Raw genomic sequence first — 18,676 nt, 5'->3', positions numbered from 1 at the left:
AGTCGGAGCTTTGTGCATAAAAAAGAGGATGTATCAATTTTGACACACCCTCATTTTAGGTTGTATAGAGATGGTTGATTTAACCCTCTGAGTTTTCTTTATCTGCAAAATCAATAATGCTCTTTTTATTAGCTTCTAAACGAATATGCTCTTCTTTAGAACCTACTATAAGCTTTTGCCATTGACGAAGACCAGTACCTGCTGGTATAAGGTGTCCACAGATTACGTTTTCTTTCATTCCTTCGAGATCATCATTCTTGCCACGAATAGCAGCTTCATTGAGTACCTTGGTTGTTTCCTGGAACGAAGCAGCTGACATGAAACTCTTTGTACCAAGTGCTGCACGGGTAATACCTTGAAGCATTTGGGTAGCAGTAGCCTGAACTGCATCACGTACTTGAACAAGTTTGAGATCGCGACGTTTAAGATTTGAGTTTTCATCACGTAGCTTACGTACAGAAAGAATCTGTCCCTTGTAGCAATTCTCTGAATCACCTGGATCAGTAACTACTTTCTTACCCCAAATACGATCATTCTCTTCCGAGAAATCGAGTTTATCAACAAGTTCTTGTTCGAGGAAAGTGGTATCGCCAGACTCTTCAATACGAACTTTACGCATCATTTGTCGAACGATAATTTCAAAGTGCTTATCATTAATCTTCACACCTTGGAGACGGTAAACATCTTGTACTTCGTTAACGATGTACTCTTGTACTGCCGTTGGACCCTTAATAGAAAGAATATCAGCAGGTGTTGTAATACCATCAGAAAGTGGAGTACCAGCACGCACAGCATCATGTTCTTGAACTAGAATTTGCTTTGATAAGCTAACAAGATACTTGCGCTGGTCGCCCGTCTTTGATGTAACAATAATTTCGCGGTTACCACGTTTCACCTTACCCATTGTTACCTCACCATCAATTTCTGATACGACAGCTGGGTTTGAAGGGTTACGAGCTTCGAAAAGTTCAGTTACACGTGGAAGACCACCGGTAATATCACCAGCACCACCTACAGAACGTGGGATCTTAACAAGAGTTGTACCTGTTTTAATTTCTGCACCATCTTGAACAATTTGTTCCAAGTGACCACCTACAGGTAAGTTGTAAGTTCCAAATATATCTTCTGCTGCATATAGTCCATCAGCACCTTTCTTAGCACCTGGACGTACAACATCGACTGTAGGAACACGTGATTTGTCACGCGACTCTGTAATAATACGCTCTGTAAGACCTGTGGCATCGTCGGTTTCAGCCTTATATGTAACACCTTCTACAACATCATGTAGACGGAGAACACCAGCATATTCACTAACAATAACAGCGTTGAATGGGTCCCAACGACAAATGAGATCACCTTTCTTAACCTTGTCGCCACTCTTGAAATAAAGTGCACTACCATAAGGAACCCCCTCGGTCAAGAGAACAATACCAGTATTGGTATCGACGAAGCGGATTTCAGCCAAACGGCTTACTACCTTTTGACAATTGCGGTCTTCATCATCAATAAATGGAACTGTACGAAGCTCATCAAACTCTATCTTGCAATCGTTCTTAGCTACAATAGAAGCATTAGCTGCTGCGTTAGAAGCAATACCTCCAGCGTGGAAGGTACGGAGTGTAAGCTGAGTACCTGGTTCACCAATAGCTTGTGCTGCAATGACACCTACTGCTTCTCCCATCTGTACCATACGAGCAGTTGCAAGGTTACGACCATAGCACTTCTTACATACACCTCGCTTGCTTTCACAAGTAAGTACAGAACGAATTTCAACCATTTCAAGTGGTGATTCGTCAATAATCTTCGCCTTTGCTTCTGTTATCTCTTCGCCTGCAGCAACTATGAGTTCTCCTGTTGAAGGATTGATGACATCATGTACAGATACACGACCAAGAATACGCTCATAAAGAGAAGCTATAACTTCATCTCCATTCTTCAATGCACGACACTCAAGACCACGGAGAGATCCACAATCTTCTTCGTTGATGATAACATCGTGTGAAACGTCTACCAAACGACGAGTAAGGTATCCTGCATCGGCAGTCTTCATAGCCGTATCGGCAAGACCCTTACGAGCACCATGTGAAGAAATAAAGTATTCGAGCACTGACATACCTTCCTTAAAGTTAGAAAGGATAGGATTTTCAATAATCTGGGCACCTTCAGCACCTGCCTTTTGAGGCTTAGCCATCAAACCACGCATACCTGCAAGCTGTGCAATCTGGTCAGCAGAACCACGGGCACCAGAATCAAGCATCATATAAACGGCATTGAAACCTTGGTCGTCTTCAATCATGTGCTTCATCACGCTTGCTTTCAAGTTATTGTTTACGTGTGTCCACGCATCAATTACCTGATTGTAACGCTCTTTATCAGTAATGAAACCCATTTCATAGTTAGCCTTTACTTGATCTACCTCAGCTTGCCCCTTACCTACGATATCTACTTTTTCTTCAGGCACAATAATATCGCCCAAGTTAAATGAAAGACCTGCGGTATAAGCCATTCGATAACCTAAGTTTTTGATACCATCAAGGAAAGCACAAGCACGTGCCATACCTACACATTTAATAACATCAGCAATAAGACCGCGTAGTGATTTCTTAGATATAATACCATTAAAGAAGCCTACCTCGGTTGGAATAATCTGATTGACGATTACACGACCAACAGAAGTTTCAACCATACGTTTCTGAAGTTTTCCATCAACAAGGTCATCTACAATGACCTTCACTTGTGCATGAAGATCGCAACGTCCTTCATTGTGTGCAATGATAGCTTCTTCTGCTCCATAGAAACACAAACCTTCACCTTTAGCACCTGGACGAATTTTAGTTATATAATAGAGACCCAATACCATGTCTTGAGAAGGAACGGTGATAGGTGCGCCATTAGCCGGATTTAAGATATTATGGCTTTGTAACATCAACACCTGTGCTTCAAGGATAGCCTCATTGCTTAATGGGAGATGCACAGCCATTTGGTCACCATCGAAATCGGCATTAAACGCAGTACAGGCCAATGGGTGGAGCTGAATTGCTTTACCTTCAATGAGTTTAGGTTGGAAAGCTTGTATACCTAAACGGTGAAGTGTAGGAGCACGATTAAGGAGCACTGGATGTCCCTTCATTACATTCTCCAATATATCCCAAATAACGGGTTCGCGACGATCTACAATTTTTTTGGCACTCTTTACAGTCTTTACTATACCACGCTCAATAAGCTTACGAATAATGAATGGTTTGTAAAGTTCTGCTGCCATAAGTTTAGGAAGACCACATTCTCCCATCTTTAATTCTGGACCAACTACGATAACAGAACGTGCTGAATAGTCTACACGCTTACCAAGAAGGTTTTGACGGAAACGGCCTTGTTTTCCTTTCAATGAGTCTGACAATGACTTTAAAGGACGATTGCTTTCACTCTTAACAGCTGATGACTTACGACTATTATCAAACAATGAGTCTACCGCCTCTTGCAACATACGCTTCTCGTTACGAAGAATAACATCCGGAGCCTTTATTTCAATCAATCGCTTCAGACGATTATTACGTATGATCACACGACGATAAAGGTCATTCAAGTCAGAAGTTGCGAAACGACCACCATCAAGTGGAACCAATGGTCGAAGCTCTGGAGGAGTAACTGGAACTATTTTCATTATCATCCATTCTGGACGATTAATACCTTCCGACTGACGGAAAGCTTCAACAACCTGTAAACGTTTTAAAGCTTCTGTCTTACGTTGCTGACTTGAATCAGTTGTTGCACGATCGCGAAGTTCACCAGCCAAACGATCAAGGTCTATATCAGTAAGTAGGTCATAGATAGCTTCTGCACCCATCTTTGCTATAAACTTCTTTGGATCAGAATTCTCCAATTTTTCGTTACCTTCTGGTAAACGATTATCTAGAATATCTAAGTATTCATCTTCAGAGAGAAGATCAAACTTGTGAGAACCAGTTAAGTCTTCGCCAGTATCAGGATGTTTCATACCTTCCACAACACCAGGTTGCACAACAATATATTTCTCATAATATACAACACTGTCAAGCTTCTTTGTTGGAAGACCCAACAAGTAACCAATCTTGTTTGGAAGACTGCGGAAATACCAAATATGTGCTACTGGAACAACAAGTTCAATATGTCCTGCTCGTTCACGACGCACTTTCTTCTCAGTTACTTCAACACCACAACGATCACAAACAATTCCTTTGTAACGAATACGCTTATACTTTCCACAAGCACATTCATAATCTTTTGTAGGACCGAAGATGCGTTCACAGAACAAGCCGTCGCGTTCGGGTTTATAAGTACGATAGTTTATCGTTTCGGGTTTTGTTACTTCTCCGAATGAATTTTCAAGTATTTCCTCTGGAGAAGCAAGTCCAATAGTGAGCTTGTTAAAATTACTCTTAACTTTATTATCTTTTTTAAAAGCCATGTTTCTTTAATTTTGGGGTGTGCAAATTAATCAAGTTTGATGCTTAATCCAAGACCGCGAAGCTCGTGAAGCAACACGTTCAATGATTCAGGAATGCCTGGTGTTGGCATTGGTTCTCCTTTAACAATAGATTCGTATGCTTTAGAACGTCCAACAACATCGTCAGACTTAATTGTCAAAATCTCTTGGAGTACGTGTGAAGCACCAAATGCTTCAATAGCCCAAACTTCCATTTCTCCAAATCGCTGTCCACCAAATTGTGCCTTACCACCTAGTGGTTGTTGTGTAATAAGTGAGTATGGACCAATACTACGTGCGTGCATCTTATCTTCAACCATATGACCTAACTTCAAGAAGTAGGTTATTCCTACTGTTGCTGGTTGGTCGAAACGTTCCCCAGTCTCACCATCATAAATATAAGTAGAACACATTGGAGGCAAGCCTGCCTTGTCAGTCCACTCATTTAAATCGTCAAGTTTAGCACCATCAAAAATTGGAGTAGCAAACTTCACTCCCAACTTCTGCCCTGCAGCACCAAGGATAGCTTCAAAAATCTGACCAAGGTTCATACGAGAAGGCACACCCATAGGGTTCAATACCAAATCTACTGGACGACCATCTTCGAGGAATGGCATATCTTCTGCACGAACAACCTTAGAAACTATACCCTTATTACCATGACGACCAGCAAGCTTATCACCTACCTGAATCTTACGTTTCTTAGCAATGTATACTTTTGCCATCTGTAAAACACCTGATGGTAATTCATCACCAATAGTAATTGCAAATTTCTTACGCTTAAGTTCAGCATCCATTTGCTTATACTTACGAATGTAGTTCATGATAAGCTTTTGAATCATAAGGTTGGTGTGTTCATCATCTGTCCAACCATTTGACTGAATTCCTTCATAGTCAAGATTCTTCAAAGCAGCCATAGTGAATTTTGTTCCCTTGGTAATAATCTCTGCATTTGAATAATCTTTAATACCTTGCGATACTTTATCTTCAGTTAATTCAAGAAGTTTATCAACTAACAAGTCCTTTAGATCATTGATTTTTGCTTCTTGCTCTTCATCAAGACGTATTAATGTAGCTTTATCATGACGCTTGCTTTCGCGTGTCTTGATAGCACGTGCAAACAATTTCTTGTCAATAACAACTCCACTCAAAGACGGGTTGGCCTTCAAAGATGAGTCTTTAACATCACCCGCCTTGTCACCGAAGATGGCACGGAGTAACTTTTCTTCAGGTGATGGGTCGCTTTCTCCCTTTGGAGAAATCTTACCAATCATTATATCGCCGGGCTCAACGCGTGCACCAATACGGATGATACCATTTTCATCGAGATCCTTCGTTGCTTCTTCGCTAACATTAGGAATATCGGCTGTAAACTCTTCAACACCACGTTTTGTTTCGCGAACCTCAAGAGAATACTCGTCTACATGCACAGATGTAAGTACATCTTCACGAACCATTCGCTCTGAAATAACAACAGCATCTTCGTAGTTGTAGCCCTTCCAAGGCATATAAGCTACAAGAAGGTTGCGTCCAAGTGCTAATTCACCGTTCTCGGTTGCATAACCTTCGGTAAGTATATCACCTTTCTTAACACGCTGTCCCTTATTGCAAATAGGACGAAGGTCTACCACCATATTTTGATTGGTGCGACGGAACTTAGAAATATGATACTCCTTTAAAGCTGGCTCAAAACTTACAAACTCTTCATCATCTGTACGATCGTAAAGAATACGGATTGTTGTTGCATCTACATACTCTATAACGCCATCACCTTCTGCTGTTACCATCGTTCGTGAATCATCACAAACTTGCTTTTCTAAACCTGTTCCTACAATAGGAGCATCGTTATGAAGCAAAGGAACGGCTTGACGCATCATGTTACAACCCATCAAAGCACGGTGACCATCATCGTGTTCTAAGAACGGAATTAAACCAGCTGAAACTGATGCTATCTGTTGAGGAGCAACGTCCATTAAAGTTACTTGACTTGGTTCCACAACAGGATAATCTGCATCTTGACGACACTTCACATAGTCTCGAATGAATGTTCCATCAGAATTCAATGGCGCATTACCCTGTCCTACAGGAAGGTCTTCTTCCTCTTCAGCAGTCATATAAACAACGTGCTCGTTATCTAAATCTACCCTTGAATCTGTAACCTTTCTATATGGCGTAACTATAAAACCAAGGTCGTTAATTTTTGCATAAAGACACAAGGAAGAAATCAAACCAATGTTTGGACCTTCAGGTGATTCAATTGGGCATAAACGTCCATAGTGTGTATAATGAACATCACGGACTTCAAAACCAGCACGTTCACGAGAAAGACCACCAGGACCTAATGCTGAAAGACGACGTTTATGAGTAACTTCTGCCAGTGGATTTGTTTGATCCATAAATTGGCTTAATGGATTGGTACCAAAGAATGAATTAATAACGCTGGAAATTGTCTTTGCATTAATCAAATCAGTTGGTTGGAATACTTCATTATCACGTACATTCATACGTTCTCGAATTGTACGGCTCATACGAGCCAAACCTATTGAGAACTGATTAGCTAGTTGTTCTCCGACTGTTCGAACACGACGATTTGATAAGTGGTCAATATCATCAACAGTTGCATTTGAATTTACGAGGTTAATCAAATACTTGATAATTTCGATAATATCATCTTTAGTTAAGACACGAACATCCATATCGGTCTCTAGTCCTAACTTTCTATTGATTCTGTATCTACCTACTTCACCAAGATCATAGCGCTTATCAGAGAAGAATAAGTTTTGGAATACTTCTCTTGCACTAGCATCATCAGCAGCATCTGCATTTCGCAACTGACGATAAATATAATTTACAGCCTCAATTTCGGAATGGCTAGGATCTTTTGCTAGAGTATTGAAAATAATAGAGTATTTGTTTGCAATATCTTCGTCTTTATGCAAAAGCACTGAAGATACGCCACTTTCAAGAATAATATCAAGATTATCATCAGTGATTTCTGTTTCGCGCTCTACAACTACTTCATTACGTTCAATAGATACAACTTCTCCAGTGTCTTCATCAACAAAATCCTCGTTCCAACTCTTCATAACATTACCAGCCAACTTACGTCCTAAGGCAGCCTTCATGTTCTTTTTATTAACCTTAATTTCTTCACACAGATTAAAAATTTGAAGTATATCTTTATCACTTTCAAATCCTATTGCACGCAGCATTGTTGTAACAGGCAACTTTTTCTTACGATCGATATAAGCATACATTACATTATTAATGTCTGTCGCAAACTCAATCCAAGAGCCTTTGAATGGTATTATACGTGCACTATAAAGTATGGTCCCATTCGCATGGACTCCTTGACCAAAGAAAACACCCGGAGAACGATGTAATTGAGATACAACAACTCGCTCGGCACCATTTATGACAAATGTACCATTACTTGTCATATAAGGAATTGTGCCAAGGAAAACATCTTGTATAAATGTGCCAAAATCCTCATGATCAGGATCAGTACAATAGAGTTTCATTTTTGCTTTCAATGGTACGCTATAAGTTAACCCACGTTCCAAACATTCTGAAATGGAATATCGAGGCGGATCAATATAATAATCAAGGAACTCAAGTACAAAATTATTACGTGTATCAGTAATTGGGAAATTTTCTACAAACACCTTATATAGACCATCACTCTTGCGTTCCTCAGGCGGAGTGTCAAGTTGTAAAAAATCGCGAAACGACTTTAATTGTAAATCTAAAAAGTCAGGATAAGGATACGGACTTTTTACACTGGCGAAGTTTACTCTGGGTTTATTTTTTGTTGCCATAAATATCATTTATAATGTTCGTGGTAATACCACAATACAAGCGTAAAGTGTCAAGAGACACAAAAAGGTTAGGATTCACCTACTTAGTAAATCCTAACCATTTTATAAAAAGTGATTTTATGCTATAATAAAAGCATCAACCACATATGAGAGTCTTATTTCAACTCTACTTTAGCACCTTCAGCTTCAATGAGCTTCTTCAAGTTTTCTGCCTCAGCTTTAGCTACTCCTTCCTTGATAGTAGAGGGTGCCCCATCTACAAGATCTTTAGCATCCTTCAAACCAAGACCACAAGCTTCTTTAACGGCCTTAACAACCTTAAGCTTGTTGTCACCAGCTTCTGTGAGCACAACATCAAACTCTGTCTTTTCTTCAGCAGTAGGAGCTGCACCAGCAGCAGCTGGACCAGCAACTGCTACAGCTGCAGCAGCAGGCTCAATTCCATACTCGTCCTTGAGGACAGTTGCTAACTCATTTACTTCCTTAACAGTAAGATTTACTAATTCTTCTGCAATAGCTTTAATATCTGCCATTTTATTCTAAATATTTTAATTATTTTCTGTTATTAATGTAATTTTTGACTTGTTATGTACTATTCAGGACGCTCTCCTAAAGTCTTAAGCACACCATGTATTATGTTTGCGCCAGATTGAAGAGCTGAAACAACATTTTTTGCTGGAGATTGAAGCAATGCAACAACGTCTGCAATAAGTTCATTCTTGCTCTTAAGAGCAGCAAGTTCTTCTAGTTTATCAGCACCAACGAACATTGACTCCTCAGCATATGCTGCTTTCAAAGCAGGTACACCTTCTTTGGTATATTCTTTTAGGAGCTTTGCAGGAACATTAGCTACTTGTGTAAACATAATAGCGGTATTTCCTTTCAAAGAACCATAGAGAGGTTCATAATCTAAATCTGAAGCCTCAAAAGCTTTATGGAGGAGATTGTTTTTTACAACAACCATTTTAATCTCACTTTTGAAGCACTTACGACGTAGAGAACTTGTAGCCTCAGCATTCAACCCAGTTACATCTACAAGGTAGAAATGAGGATATTCCCTAAGTTTCTCACCAAGTAAAGTGATAATCGTATCTTTAACTTCTTTTTTCATTTTACAAAACTTTTAGAGTTACTCAGCTGATTTAGGATCAATCTTGATACCCTTACTCATTGTGCTTGAAATAAAGATACTCTTAATATATGTACCTTTAGCAGCAGCTGGCTTCAATTTGACAACTGTGGAAATAAATTCTTTAGCATTACCAAATATTTGTTCAGCAGACATACTGATTTTACCAATTGAAGTATGGATAATACCAGCTTTATCAACTTTAAAGTCAATCTTTCCAGACTTTACATCCTTAACTGCTTTCGCAACATCCATAGTCACAGTACCACTCTTTGGGTTTGGCATCAAGCCACGAGGACCGAGTACTCGACCTAAGGGACCAACCTTACCCATGCAAGATGGCATTGTAATGATTACATCAATATCTGTCCATCCACCATTGATCTTCTGAATATATTCATCAAGACCAACGTAATCAGCACCAGCTTCCTTAGCTGCAGCTTCCTGATCAGGAGTACAGAGACACAGCACACGTGTCTGTTTACCAGTTCCATTAGGTAAAGTAACCACGCCTCGAACCATTTGATTTGCCTTACGAGGGTCTACTCCCAAACGTATATCAACATCAACAGATGCGTCAAACTTTGTTGTAGTAATTTCCTTAACAAGTTTAGACGCTTCAGTCAAAGAGTATGCTTTCCCTAGTTCAACCTTCTCAGCTACTGATTTCTGATTTTTTGTCAGTTTACTCATTTTTACTTTTGAAGTTTAATATTATTTACCAGGGAAGTCCCCTTTTACAGTGATTCCCATACTACGCGCAGTACCAGCGATAAGTTTCATTGCACTCTCAATTGTAAAGCAATTGAGGTCAGGCATCTTGTCTTCTGCTATCGCTCTAACCTGTTCCAAAGTTACTGATGCAACTTTCTTACGGTTGGGCTCGCCTGAACCGCCTTTTACCTTGGCAGCCTCTAGCAACTGAATAGCAGCCGGAGGTGTCTTGATAACAAAGCTGAAAGACTTGTCGTTGTAGTATGTAATAACAACTGGAAGAACTTTACCAGCCTTATCCTGGGTGCGGGCGTTGAATTCCTTGCAAAAACCCATTATGTTAATTCCCTTAGAACCCAATGCAGGTCCTACAGGGGGAGAAGGATTCGCAGCGCCACCTTTAATCTGTAATTTGATTAATCCAGCAACTTCTTTAGCCATTTCTTTGTTAATATTTAAAATTTATATATATAAAAGAAGAATACTCGTAACAATTTATTCTTCTTTCGATACTTGCATAAAACCCAACTCCAAAGGATTTTGTCGTCCAAATATCATAACCATAACTTTCAGTTTGTGTTTCTCGGTATTGACATCTTCAATAATACCATGGAAACCACTGAATGGACCATCAGTAACTTTAACGGATTCTCCAACAGTATATGGTATATCTGACACTTCTTCAAGTACAGAATCTTCAACATTTCCAAGTAGTCGGTTCACTTCTACCTGACGAACAGGCGTTGGCTCAGCCATTCCACCTAGAAATCCTAAAACATTAGGCATAAAACGGAGTATTGAAGCTATCTCCGAATTCATATTGGCCTGGACAAGCACATAACCAGGAAGACTTAACTTCTCGGTAACAACTCGCTTACCATTACGCAAAGAAGCATGACTTTCAGTAGGCAGTAAAACCTCGAAAACACTCCCTGCTAACTTCAAGTTTTGTCGTAACTCAGCATCAATATATTCTTTTACCTTTGCTTCTTTACCACTAATTGCTCGAAGTACATACCATTTCTTTTCTGTTTCAGCCATTCTTCCTAATGATTTAGCCAGGATATACTAATCCCATCACATGCTGTGATATGAAATCAAAAACAAACACAACGAGAGCAATGACTAGGGAAGCAGATAATACTATCATCGCACTATGTGTAAGTTCGGCACGTGTTGGCCATGTTGTCTTATGCGCAAGTTCGTTATAACAATCCTTGCAGTATTCTAAGATTTTCTTAAACATATAATCTTCTTTTAGCACGGGTTGAAGGGCTCGAACCCTCGACACCTGGTTTTGGAGACCAGTGCTCTACCAACTGAGCTAAACCCGTAAGAATAGATTCCCGTCGTAACGGGAATCTATTTAATATGGTATATCGAATTAATCTTCGTAAACCTCTGTAATCTGACCAGAACCTACTGTACGACCTCCTTCACGTATAGCAAAACGGAGACCAGCGTTCAAAGCTACAGCGTAGATAAGTTCAACCTTAATTTCCACGTTATCACCAGGCATTACCATTTCAATTCCTTCTGGCAATGTGATTTCACCTGTACAGTCCATTGTACGGAGGTAGAATTGTGGACGATACTTATTACCAAATGGAGTATGACGACCACCTTCTTCTTTCTTCAAGATATAAACTGAAGCCTTGAATTTCTTGTAAGGCTTAATCTGACCTGGATGGCAAAGTACCATACCACGCTTAATTTCAGCCTTATCAATTCCACGAAGAAGCAAACCTACGTTATCACCAGCCTGACCTTCATCAAGAAGCTTACGGAACATTTCCACACCAGTAACAGTAGATTTCTTATCTTCGCCCAGACCGAGCAATTCAACTTCATCGCCTACATGGATAACACCAGTTTCGATACGACCTGTAGCAACGGTACCACGACCAGTGATTGAGAATACGTCTTCGATAGGCATCAAGAATGGCTTATCAGTTGCACGAGGAGGTTCTTGAATCCACTCATCTACAGTATCCATGAGTTCCATAACCTTATCAGTCCACTTTTCAACACCATTCAAAGCACCAAGCGCAGAACCACGAATGATTGGAGTATCTTCCTCATATTCGTATTGTGTAAGGATTTCGCCGAGCTCCATTTCTACAAGTTCAAGCATTTCCTCATCATCAACCATATCACACTTGTTCAAGAATACAACCAAGCGAGGTACGTTTACCTGACGAGCGAGCAATACGTGCTCACGTGTTTGAGGCATAGGACCATCTGTCGCAGCACAAACCAAGATTGCACCGTCCATCTGAGCAGCACCAGTAACCATGTTCTTTACATAGTCGGCGTGACCCGGACAATCTACGTGTGCATAGTGACGCTTTGCAGTTTCGTACTCAATGTGTGAAGAGTTGATGGTAATACCACGTTCCTTTTCTTCAGGAGCGTTGTCAATCTGATCAAAAGACTTAGCTTCCTCACCGCCAAAGCCCTTATCGTGAAGGGTTTTAGAAATGGCAGCTGTCAATGTAGTCTTACCGTGGTCTACGTGACCAATTGTACCAATGTTTACGTGCGGCTTGGTACGCTGAAATGTCTCTTTAGCCATAGCTTATTGTTTAATTTATAAATGAATAATCTTTGTTTTTCTTTCTTATCTGTAATAGAAGAGAAAAGTAGAGCTGTAACTGAGAGTTGAACTCAGGACCTCTTCCTTACCAAGGAAGTGCTCTACCACTGAGCTATTACAGCAAGAGTGAGCGGAAAACGGGGCTCAAACCCGCGACCCCCAGCTTGGAAGGCTAGTGCTCTATCAACTGAGCTATTTCCGCATTTCTCCGTTTAGTCTCTGTTCAAAATGAAAGTCGACTAATACGGCAAGTATCTCTCTACTTGTGTGGGTAGTGATGGATTCGAACCACCGAAGCTAGAAGCAGCAGATTTACAGTCTGCCCCATTTGGCCACTCTGGAAACTACCCTATTATCTTTAAGTAGAGCCTCTTGTCGGATTCGAACCAACGACCCCGAGATTACAAATCACGTGCTCTGGCCAACTGAGCTAAAGAGGCGGATTGCAGCCGCTTGGCTACTCATTATTTACAATTAGTCGTAAAACGGCTGCAAAGATACTGCTTTATTTTTTATCCTCCAAGAAATAGAGGTTTTTTTTTATTATTTTCTTTGTTTTTCCTTTGCTTTGGTGAGTTGGACCTTCATAGCATCTAAGCATAAATCTACTCCTTCCTCGAAGGTATCGCAAGTTTTTTCTGCGAATAGTTTATTTCCTGGTATTGAAACCGTCAAACTTGTAGTTTTATTCATTGCTGCAGCAGGCTTCTCAACCTTCAATTGCACCTCAACTTTCTGAATATCTTCGTAAGTTTTTTCAAGTTTTTCGACTTTCTTATTGATGAAAGCCTCTAATTTTTCGGTAGTGTCAAAATGAATTGCTTGAATCTTAATATCCATAATTACCTCCTTTTATTTTAAGGTTATGCCCTTGGGTGGGCTTCTTTATATGTCTCCTTCAACTGCTCAAAGGTTACATGCGTGTATATTTCTGTCGTTGCAATATTCTTGTGACCGAGCAGTTTTTTCACGCTTCCCAATCCAGCTTTATTGTTTAGCATTGCTGTCGCAAACGTATGCCGTAGCACATGTGGTGATTTCTTCTTCAATGTTGAGACTTTTGCAAGGTTAGCCTTTACCATTGTTCTTACCAAAGTATCGGTAACACGCTCTCCTTTCTCGGTTACGAACAGGGCTTCGCACGCTCCTATTTCGGAATTACGCCTATGCAAATAAGCCTTCAGCGTTGTTTCGAGTTCTTCACCATATGGGATAACGCGCTGTTTATTGCGCTTTCCCGTTACTTTTAACTCACGAGTAATAAAGTTTATATCCTTTATATCTAACCCAATGAGTTCGGAAACTCTGATGCCTGTAGAATAAAATGCTATTATTATTGTACGCGCGAGTACATCTTTATAAGTATTCGTCCACATCCTCCGGTCAAGTAACCTATCCATTTCAGCTTCTTTTAAAAACTGAGGCAAGGATTTTTTTCTTTTAGGTCCTTGGATGTTGTAAGTTGGATCGGTATCTACGAGTCCTCTTTTCAGCGCATAACGATAATAAGAACGAAGGGCGCTCAACCTTCGGTTAACCGAAGCAGAAGCATTCCCTTTATCCATCATTTGTTCTATCCAGTCTCTAATAATGTCAGAATCGACACTTTCCCAAGATAGGCTGGCTTCCAACTTTTTGTAGAACAGTTCAAATTGTTCTAAATCTGCCCTGTAATTGTCTATTGTTTTTTGCGAATAGTTCCGCTCAAAACGCAAGTACTTCAAAAAGTTCTCTATGCTCAACACGTTGCAAATGCTTAACTCTTGGCAACGAAATTACGGATTTTTCCTTGAACTACCAAATTTTTACGCAAGAATTTTACTCTTCTGCGTCGCGAAGATGCTGTACATAAACGGCACGTTCCATCTTCAAACGCTTCTTAACAGAAGGTTTGTCAAACTGCTGGCGAGAACGAAGTTCTTTTACTACGCCTGTTTTTTCAAACTTTCTCTTAAACTTTTTGAGCGCTCTTTCAATGTTCTCACCGTCCTTAACTGGTACAATAATCATGCTTTTTAGTTTTTATTTATTAATATGTTAAACGTTTGCCAAGCGACACTACGCCACTTTAAGCGGGTGCAAAATTACGGCTTATTTTCCTATCTACCAAATAATTGGCTATATTTTCTACGTTTTTGACACTTGAAAAGTACTAAAACATAGTTTCCACGACTTTTTCTTTACCTTCTTATGACTTACCATTTAATTCTCTTCTTCGCAAGTAAGTCTACTAAATCACGCACAAGCACATCGTATTTGTACCATTTATTTTCGCCTAAACGTACGGCGATAACATTATATTTAGGATAAATGAAGATATTTTGACCGAAAAGCCCTTCAGCAGAAATAGCTTTACTGTTGGTAAAATTATACCAACCTAAAGAGTATTTATCTTTGTCTTCTTTCATTGCAGGGACGTACATCTGCGCTATCCAAGCAGAATCGAGAATCTGTTTTCCGTTCCAATTGCCTTGATTCAGCACCAATCTGCCTATCTTTGCCAAGTCGCGTACATTGGTATTTATGCCTCCATAGCTCTTTGCATTGCAGTGTTTCTTACTATCGAGTGTTACAGCTGCCTGTGTTTCCATACCCAGTGGCTTCCAAAGCCTTTCACTGAGATAAGTCGCATACTTCACTCTCGTCGCCCGTTCCAACACATAGCTCAATATAGCAGTAGTCATACTGTTATACTCATATTTTGTTCCCGGCTCATCTTTAAGCTTCAATTTCTTTATCTGTTTAACGGAATTGTGCCCAAAATACAGCAATGCCATTGAGCAAAATGGATTAGAATAGTTTTCACTATACTTTAGACCAGCCTGCATATTTAGCAAATGGCGTATCGTCAGCCGCTGAAAATGCTCGTCAGCATTGCGCAATTCCGGAACATAATCGGTAACATAGTCGTCTATACTCCGTATTTTCCCCTCCTTTACGGCTATTCCACACATCAGCGCAGTTATTGATTTAGACACAGAAAAGATATTAGAATGACCCAATTTCTTCAGCCAACCATTGTAATGTTCGTACTTTATCGTGTCGTTCTGAATGATGATAAATGCCGATGCTCCACCATCCAAACAGGTATATTCAGCAAAAGTCTTATCCTTTATAGGCTTCTTGTAATTAGCAAACGTAAGTTTCAAAGTATCCAACACACGTTGATACGATGGCAATTCGGCAAAACAAAAAACATTATTGGCATCGTGGGCAATGGTATCGTGGGCAAACAGCCGACCATCACGAATACTGGGTGAGTGGTTCACCAATGCGCGCATTTCACGAAAGACAATACACGAGTTCAGCATCGTCATCAATACAAAACAGAACACAAACGTAAAATATCTCTTCATAAACTTGTTTTTAGTTCATCTCGTTACATAAATACGAATACAAAAGTAGAGAAATAAAATTTATCAACAAAAATCCTATAATCCATTTTAGCCCCTACCTAAATGTTAATAATATTCAAACACAACACTATTCTGTTAAAAATAGAGCGTGAAACAATGGCAAGAATGCGAGTTTTACGAACTAAAAGAAGATCATTCGTAAATAAGCGCAAGGTTTATGTGCAAATTCAAACTTTTAATTATAAGATATTTACATCCTATCTATGGTATAAATGTGCAATAAAGTACAGGGGGTTTAGTCATAGAACGAACAATAAAAACGACCTATAGAACCAATATAACACTACAAAAGTAGTTGTTTTGCATCGCAAAAGAGGCTCTTTTGCAAGACAAAAGCATAGGTTTTACATTTTAAAAGCGGTTGTTTTAAAAAATAAGAACTATTTTTTTGTAAAACAACAGCATTTTTATTGTTTCACGATTCTATTTCAACGATCTCGCTTAAGTTTCTGCATTAAACATTTATATACAATTTTTAATAATTCAAGATGTAAAATATGAGGTCTATATACCCTAACAAATACAAGTCAATACATAAAACATGTGGTAACCAAAACTTTAAGATGCTTATTCTTTTGCAGTTCTGTTATTTTTCTTAACTTTGTGGCACGTGTCGTTAAACAGTTCACACAACCTTTAAAAAATAAACGTTTCATGACACATTGTGCGGACAAGGACCATAAGAAAGCAAGAGTTGTCCGACATCTAAATACTGCAAAATCGAAACAAAAACAACAAAATTATGAAGAACAAAATACAGGAACGTTTGCAGAAACTGCGCCAATTAATGAAGAAAAAAAATCTTTCTGCATTCATATTCCCAAGTACTGACCCTCATCAAGGCGAATATATACCCGACCATTGGAAAGGTCGTGAGTGGATTTCGGGCTTCAATGGTTCTGCAGGAACAGCAGTAGTAACCTTAAAGAGTGCTGCTCTTTGGACAGACTCGCGTTATTTCATTGCTGCAGAAGAACAACTGAAGGGAACCGACTTCGTTCTAATGAAAGAGCGTATAGAGGGTACTCCGTCGGTTTCGGAATGGTTAGCGAATGAGTTTAAAGGCTGCGAAGACGTTAATATAGGCATTGATGGGTGGCTTTGCTCGGAAATTTATGCTACTGAACTTATTTGGGACTTACGCGATAGAGGCGATTTCTATGTTCATACCGACTTTGATCCATTGGAAGAGATATGGAATGACCGCCCTTCCATACCGAAAAACAAGATAGAAATACAGCCTTTACTATATGCTGGAGAGGCAACTGCATCGAAATTAGCACGCATTCGTAAAGCATTAGCAGAACAACAAGCCGATGGTCTCTTAGTTTCTGCACTCGATGAAGTAGCTTGGGTGTTGAATTTAAGAGGCAGTGATGTGCACTGTAACCCTGTTTTCGTTTCTTATCTCCTCATTGATGCAACGAAGGCTACCCTATTTATCGATCACGATAAGCTGACAACAGAAGTTCAAACCTATCTTGAAAAAGAACAGATAACAACAAAAGACTATCGCGAACTCACATTGGCATTGCAGGAATATGATGGTAATGCATTGCTTGTTAACAGCAGCGAAATGACCCACAAGGTATATAACAGCTTCGAAAGTAGCCGCGCTGTAGTTGGAACATCGCCCATTCCTGCAATGAAAGCTATAAAGAACGACACCGAAATAGAAGGCTTCAAACATGCCATGTTGCGAGATGGCATAGCAATGGTGAAATTCTTAAAGTGGCTTAAGCCCGCTGTTGAAGCAGGAGGACAAACCGAAATATCGCTCGAAAAGAAACTAACATCGCTCCGTGAAGAGCAAGATTTATTTAGAGGCATATCGTTCGACACCATTGTTGGATACGAGGCACATGGCGCTATTGTGCATTACGAAGCTACACCAGATACAGATATACCTGTAGAACCACGTGGATTGGTACTCATTGATAGCGGTGCGCAATACCAAGATGGTACAACCGACATTACACGCACCATTGCATTGGGCGACATTACCGAAGAACAGCGTCGCATTTATACCCTTGTTCTGAAGGGACACATACAGCTTGACCTTTGCAAATTCCCTGATGGAGCATGCGGTTCTCAGATTGATGCCTTTGCACGGCAGACTATGTGGCGCGAAGGATATAACTTTATGCACGGCACTGGGCATGGTGTTGGAAGTTATTTGAACGTGCATGAAGGGCCGCATCAGATACGTATGGAATGGAGACCTGCCCCATTGCATGCTGGAATGACCGTTACCGACGAACCAGGCATTTACCTTATAGGCAAATTTGGAGTACGAATAGAGAATACCTTATATATTAAGCCTTACAAGAAAACAGACTTTGGCACCTTCCTACAGTTCGAATCACTCACGCTCGCACCTATTGACACAACACCAATCGATTTTGACTTGCTCACCGATGAAGAGGTGAAGTGGCTCAATAACTACCACGCAAGAGTGTACGAAGCACTCTCTCCTCACCTAAACGAGGGAGAAAGAGAATGGCTTGCTGCTAATACAGCTGCTGTAAATCGCTAATTTAC

At 39.9% G+C, this 18,676-nt stretch carries 14 protein-coding genes and 5 tRNA genes; 1 reads left to right on the top strand and 18 read right to left on the bottom strand.

What is annotated here, in order from left to right; all coding sequences use genetic code 11:
• Window positions 1-79: 79 nt before the first annotated feature.
• The 18 genes from rpoC to HXN26_RS06250 all read right to left on the bottom strand — a co-directional run bounded on the left by rpoC (window position 80) and on the right by HXN26_RS06250 (window position 16,075).
• Window positions 80-4,444 (bottom strand): DNA-directed RNA polymerase subunit beta', encoded by a 4,365-nt coding sequence (gene rpoC, locus HXN26_RS06335; protein ID WP_273159668.1) that lies wholly within the window; start codon window positions 4,442-4,444, stop codon window positions 80-82.
• A gap of 26 nt (window positions 4,445-4,470) precedes the next feature.
• Entirely contained in the window at window positions 4,471-8,280 is a 3,810-nt protein-coding gene (rpoB, locus tag HXN26_RS06330) for a DNA-directed RNA polymerase subunit beta (protein WP_273159666.1), read from the bottom strand.
• Window positions 8,281-8,435: 155 nt separating this feature from the next.
• On the bottom strand, window positions 8,436-8,813 hold the full coding sequence (gene rplL, locus HXN26_RS06325) for a 50S ribosomal protein L7/L12 (protein ID WP_025000433.1): 378 nt from the start codon (window positions 8,811-8,813) through the stop codon (window positions 8,436-8,438).
• Window positions 8,814-8,872: 59 nt separating this feature from the next.
• Window positions 8,873-9,391 (bottom strand): 50S ribosomal protein L10, encoded by a 519-nt coding sequence (rplJ, locus tag HXN26_RS06320; protein ID WP_273159664.1) that lies wholly within the window; start codon window positions 9,389-9,391, stop codon window positions 8,873-8,875.
• Between the two features lie 18 nt (window positions 9,392-9,409).
• Window positions 9,410-10,102 carry a 50S ribosomal protein L1 gene (gene rplA, locus HXN26_RS06315; protein WP_025000431.1) on the bottom strand — a complete coding sequence of 231 codons (693 nt, stop codon included), beginning with the start codon at window positions 10,100-10,102 and terminating at the stop codon, window positions 9,410-9,412.
• A gap of 21 nt (window positions 10,103-10,123) precedes the next feature.
• Entirely contained in the window at window positions 10,124-10,564 is a 441-nt protein-coding gene (rplK, locus tag HXN26_RS06310; protein WP_273159662.1) for a 50S ribosomal protein L11, read from the bottom strand.
• 54 nt (window positions 10,565-10,618) lie between these two features.
• The gene (gene nusG / locus HXN26_RS06305) at window positions 10,619-11,164 is read right to left on the bottom strand and encodes a transcription termination/antitermination protein NusG (protein ID WP_025000429.1); all 546 of its coding nucleotides are present in this window, start codon (window positions 11,162-11,164) and stop codon (window positions 10,619-10,621) included.
• A 13-nt stretch (window positions 11,165-11,177) separates the two neighbouring features.
• On the bottom strand, window positions 11,178-11,369 hold the full coding sequence (gene secE / locus HXN26_RS06300) for a preprotein translocase subunit SecE (RefSeq protein ID WP_036888977.1): 192 nt from the start codon (window positions 11,367-11,369) through the stop codon (window positions 11,178-11,180).
• Window positions 11,370-11,384: 15 nt separating this feature from the next.
• Window positions 11,385-11,457: transfer RNA gene (locus HXN26_RS06295), tRNA-Trp, on the bottom strand.
• A 50-nt stretch (window positions 11,458-11,507) separates the two neighbouring features.
• Complete coding sequence (tuf, locus tag HXN26_RS06290) at window positions 11,508-12,698, bottom strand: elongation factor Tu (protein ID WP_273159659.1); 1,191 nt, start codon at window positions 12,696-12,698, stop codon at window positions 11,508-11,510.
• Window positions 12,699-12,769: 71 nt separating this feature from the next.
• Window positions 12,770-12,841, bottom strand: a tRNA-Thr gene (locus tag HXN26_RS06285).
• 7 nt (window positions 12,842-12,848) lie between these two features.
• Window positions 12,849-12,921: transfer RNA gene (locus HXN26_RS06280), tRNA-Gly, on the bottom strand.
• A gap of 66 nt (window positions 12,922-12,987) precedes the next feature.
• Window positions 12,988-13,069 (bottom strand) — tRNA-Tyr (locus HXN26_RS06275).
• Window positions 13,070-13,085: 16 nt separating this feature from the next.
• A tRNA-Thr gene (locus tag HXN26_RS06270) sits at window positions 13,086-13,159 on the bottom strand.
• Window positions 13,160-13,262: 103 nt separating this feature from the next.
• The gene (gene hpf, locus HXN26_RS06265) at window positions 13,263-13,559 is read right to left on the bottom strand and encodes a ribosome hibernation-promoting factor, HPF/YfiA family (protein ID WP_025000426.1); all 297 of its coding nucleotides are present in this window, start codon (window positions 13,557-13,559) and stop codon (window positions 13,263-13,265) included.
• A 23-nt stretch (window positions 13,560-13,582) separates the two neighbouring features.
• The gene (locus HXN26_RS06260) at window positions 13,583-14,464 is read right to left on the bottom strand and encodes a tyrosine recombinase XerC (RefSeq protein WP_273159657.1); all 882 of its coding nucleotides are present in this window, start codon (window positions 14,462-14,464) and stop codon (window positions 13,583-13,585) included.
• 73 nt (window positions 14,465-14,537) lie between these two features.
• On the bottom strand, window positions 14,538-14,729 hold the full coding sequence (gene rpsU / locus HXN26_RS06255) for a 30S ribosomal protein S21 (protein ID WP_025000424.1): 192 nt from the start codon (window positions 14,727-14,729) through the stop codon (window positions 14,538-14,540).
• Between the two features lie 185 nt (window positions 14,730-14,914).
• Complete coding sequence (locus tag HXN26_RS06250; RefSeq protein ID WP_273159655.1) at window positions 14,915-16,075, bottom strand: serine hydrolase domain-containing protein; 1,161 nt, start codon at window positions 16,073-16,075, stop codon at window positions 14,915-14,917.
• Window positions 16,076-16,877: 802 nt separating this feature from the next.
• Between HXN26_RS06250 and HXN26_RS06245 the strand changes: the two genes are divergently transcribed.
• Window positions 16,878-18,671: an aminopeptidase P family protein gene (locus HXN26_RS06245; RefSeq protein WP_273159653.1), complete on the top strand. Its 1,794-nt coding sequence runs from the start codon at window positions 16,878-16,880 to the stop codon at window positions 18,669-18,671.
• The last annotated feature ends 5 nt before the right edge of the window (window positions 18,672-18,676 follow it).

Origin of the sequence: Prevotella aurantiaca (genome assembly GCF_015262605.1) — a bacterium.
Taxonomy (GTDB): Bacteria; Bacteroidota; Bacteroidia; order Bacteroidales; family Bacteroidaceae; genus Prevotella; species Prevotella aurantiaca.
The sequence above is the reverse complement of the archived record's forward strand: the minus strand, read 5'-3'. Positions and strand labels throughout refer to the sequence as shown.

Excerpts from the sequence above, each read along its gene's own strand:
- tuf (WP_273159659.1), bottom strand. The coding sequence starts at position 12,698 with ATGGCTAAAGAGACATTTCAGCGTACCAAGCCGCACGTAAACATTGGT.
- HXN26_RS06250 (WP_273159655.1), bottom strand. The coding sequence starts at position 16,075 with ATGAAGAGATATTTTACGTTTGTGTTCTGTTTTGTATTGATGACGATG.
- rpsU (WP_025000424.1), bottom strand. The coding sequence starts at position 14,729 with ATGATTATTGTACCAGTTAAGGACGGTGAGAACATTGAAAGAGCGCTC.
- nusG (WP_025000429.1), bottom strand. The coding sequence starts at position 11,164 with ATGGCTGAAACAGAAAAGAAATGGTATGTACTTCGAGCAATTAGTGGT.
- rpoB (WP_273159666.1), bottom strand. The coding sequence starts at position 8,280 with ATGGCAACAAAAAATAAACCCAGAGTAAACTTCGCCAGTGTAAAAAGT.
- secE (WP_036888977.1), bottom strand. The coding sequence starts at position 11,369 with ATGTTTAAGAAAATCTTAGAATACTGCAAGGATTGTTATAACGAACTT.
- rplL (WP_025000433.1), bottom strand. The coding sequence starts at position 8,813 with ATGGCAGATATTAAAGCTATTGCAGAAGAATTAGTAAATCTTACTGTT.
- rplA (WP_025000431.1), bottom strand. The coding sequence starts at position 10,102 with ATGAGTAAACTGACAAAAAATCAGAAATCAGTAGCTGAGAAGGTTGAA.
- hpf (WP_025000426.1), bottom strand. The coding sequence starts at position 13,559 with ATGGATATTAAGATTCAAGCAATTCATTTTGACACTACCGAAAAATTA.
- HXN26_RS06245 (WP_273159653.1), top strand. The coding sequence starts at position 16,878 with ATGAAGAACAAAATACAGGAACGTTTGCAGAAACTGCGCCAATTAATG.
- rpoC (WP_273159668.1), bottom strand. The coding sequence starts at position 4,444 with ATGGCTTTTAAAAAAGATAATAAAGTTAAGAGTAATTTTAACAAGCTC.
- rplJ (WP_273159664.1), bottom strand. The coding sequence starts at position 9,391 with ATGAAAAAAGAAGTTAAAGATACGATTATCACTTTACTTGGTGAGAAA.
- rplK (WP_273159662.1), bottom strand. The coding sequence starts at position 10,564 with ATGGCTAAAGAAGTTGCTGGATTAATCAAATTACAGATTAAAGGTGGC.